2 protein-coding genes, 1 rRNA gene and 1 riboswitch are annotated in these 2,676 nt (G+C 39.9%); of the genes, 2 read left to right on the top strand and 1 reads right to left on the bottom strand.

Translation table 11 applies throughout. From position 1 onward, the window contains the following. The first annotated feature begins 435 nt into the window (after nt 1-435). Nucleotides 436-577, top strand: a riboswitch (cyclic di-AMP (ydaO/yuaA leader). Together ACFQ0C_RS12865 and ACFQ0C_RS12860 are read left to right on the top strand one after the other, a co-directional pair. After that, nucleotides 578-1,396, top strand: a complete 819-nt coding sequence (locus ACFQ0C_RS12865; protein WP_379367336.1) for a stalk domain-containing protein — start codon at nt 578-580, stop codon at nt 1,394-1,396. Between the two features lie 111 nt (nt 1,397-1,507). Continuing rightward, complete coding sequence (locus tag ACFQ0C_RS12860; RefSeq protein ID WP_258218449.1) at nt 1,508-2,194, top strand: polysaccharide deacetylase family protein; 687 nt, start codon at nt 1,508-1,510, stop codon at nt 2,192-2,194. A 126-nt stretch (nt 2,195-2,320) separates the two neighbouring features. Here ACFQ0C_RS12860 and rrf read toward each other — a convergent pair. Further along, nucleotides 2,321-2,437, bottom strand: a 5S ribosomal RNA gene (rrf, locus tag ACFQ0C_RS12855). Nucleotides 2,438-2,676: the final 239 nt, after the last annotated feature.

Raw genomic sequence — 2,676 nt, 5'->3', positions numbered from 1 at the left:
AAGACCGTTTAACGCAAGCTTGTCTTAAGCTCAAAAGTAATGCTAGCGAGAATTTACATTCTCTATTTTAACACTCACTCGTTGTTCAGTTTTCAAAGGGCAATTATGGTTTATTTCCCATCGTTTTCAACAACCTGTCAAAAGCGACCTGATTAATATACCATAACCATTTTAACATTGCAAGTCTTTTTTTAAATGATTTGTAAGTTGTTCTTTTAACATTCCGTACCGTTTATGGCCGGAGGACTAATATACCACGCCGATCTAATAATAGCAAGTAATTAATACAATTAAATTTATCTGCTTATTTCCCCTATAATAGTAGTGGAATACCATCCACAGAACCTTGATATTTAGAGGATTTTTAAGTAATACCCAAATTTAGTAATTAACTGGTTGATTTTATACATTGATCATTTAACCGAATTATGATAATTTCTACAGATGCCGAATCAAACAGATATTTGGGTTTGTACGGGGGACGATTTATTGGGGTGAATGATTGCAGGCATGCAAACTAGGGAGAATCCTCTTCCCGAATCCGTCAACTAACCTCGGAGGCACAAGGAGGGAATAAATGAAGCATTTTGTCAAAAGCGTTATTATTACATCATCCTTATTGTTTGGTTATCTTGGTCCGGTAACAAGTGTACATGCATCTCCACTAAAATCAACTGAGATCAAAGTGCAGATCAATGACAAACTGGCTAACTTTCCGGATGCGCAGCCTTTTTTGGACAACTCCCACTTACTTCAGGTGCCTATTCGCACTATGAGTGATCTCCTGGGATATGAAGCTCATCCCGAGCCTGTAGGACAAGCATGGAAAGTAACTCTTAAGAACCAAAACACTACAGTTTCTTTTACTACCGGAAGTCTTACAGCCATAGTTAATGAGAAACCTGTCGCTATTGCGTCTGCACCACAACTAGTAAACGGAAAAGTATATGTCCCTTTTAGATCGTTAGCCGACTCGCTAAAAATTCGCATACAATGGGATCCTACTAACCGCATAGCTATCTTAAATGAAGATAAGAATTATCACGCTCCAGCATGGTATGCAACTCAATTCGAGAAAATCATCAATGCCAATGCAACTGCATACACTGGATCTTCATCAGAAAATGGCGGTCATGCGAGTGTAGATTACTTTGGGAATCCTCTCCAGATAGGCACTATCTCCGTTGATCCATCAGTTATCCCTTTAGGTTCAAAGGTTTACATTGAGGGCTATAGCTATGACGGACTACCAGCTGAAGGTATGTATGCTACTGCTGCAGACATAGGCGGTTCCGTTAAAGGCAATAAGATTGACATTTATGTTCCAGATAGCCAAACAAAAGCAATGAAATTCGGAGTTCAGCAAGTAAAAATCTACATGATCAAAAATGAATAGAAAAAGATTAAAGCAATTGCTTAAAATGAGCAATTGCTTTTTTGTATATTCCTAATCAGCTTCTTGCAAACTATAGAAAGGATTCGCGAGGAGTTGATTATATTGTTTAGCATGATTAAAAAGTCAGCTGTATGTGCACTTATTGTCGCTTTAACTACAGCAGCATCTGTAAGTCCTAATAGTGAAGTAGTTTGGAACGTTACCACTGATAAAAAGTTGATCGCTCTCACGTTTGACGATGGCCCGAACCCCGTATTCACGCCTCAAATTCTTGATCTGTTAAAAGAAAACCAGGCAAAAGCAACATTTTTCGTATTAGGGAAAAGAGTTCAAATGTATCCGACTATTGCAATTCGCGAGGTAAATGAAGGGCATGAAATCGCAAATCATACTTTTGATCATCATTACCTTAAAAATGTCTCCCCTGCCAAACTAATCGAAGAAATACGGCAAACGCAAGAGGTAATCTTTGATATAACAGAGCAGGTACCGCATGTTTTTCGTCCGCCTGGTGGCTTTTACAATGATGCTCTGCTCGATTTAACTAAGGAAGACAAGCTTACTGTTGTTATGTGGTCGTGGTATCAGGATACTAAGGACTGGAAGAGACCTGGTGTAGATAAAATAGTCGATACGGTTCTTTCCAACGTACACAATGGGGATATTATATTATTTCATGATTTGCAGGGTGATTGTTCTCAAACTGTAGGAGCGCTGCGTAGAATTTTACCTGAGTTGAAAAAGCAAGGTTATGAATTTGTAACTGTGACCGATTTGATTACAAAAACTAAAAAGTGAACTATGTTTTCTATTAGTCGGATAAGACCTTTTCTTGGAACAATGGACAAACATAACTAAGAACATTCGATTATACAAAAAAAGCAGTTGATCTACGAAAGATCAGCTGCTTTTTTCTGTTGCTTTGCTTGGCAACGTCCTACTCTCCCAAGACCCTGCGGTCTAAGTACCATTGGCGCTGGAGGGCTTAACGGTCGTGTTCGAGATGGGAACGCGTGGTTCCCCTCCGCCATCATCACCAAACGATGGTGTTTTGCTTGCGCAAAAGTGACTTGTTGAATGCTTCTGCCAAGAAGCATCGTTTACTTCCATTCAAGGCGGCTTGCACCCTGAAAACTAGATCCGAAACAAGCAGCGTCGAGCAACGCTTTGTTCTGACGATGTTACACATCGCAGATATTTATGGATAAGCCCTCGACCGATTAGTATTCGTCAGCTCCATACCTTGCGGCACTTCCACCCCGAACCTATCAACCTCGTCG

The sequence above is a fragment of the Paenibacillus sp. GCM10027630 genome (assembly GCF_042676305.1).
GTDB lineage: Bacteria > Bacillota > Bacilli > Paenibacillales > NBRC-103111 > Paenibacillus_S.
The sequence above is the reverse complement of the archived record's forward strand: the minus strand, read 5'-3'. Positions and strand labels throughout refer to the sequence as shown.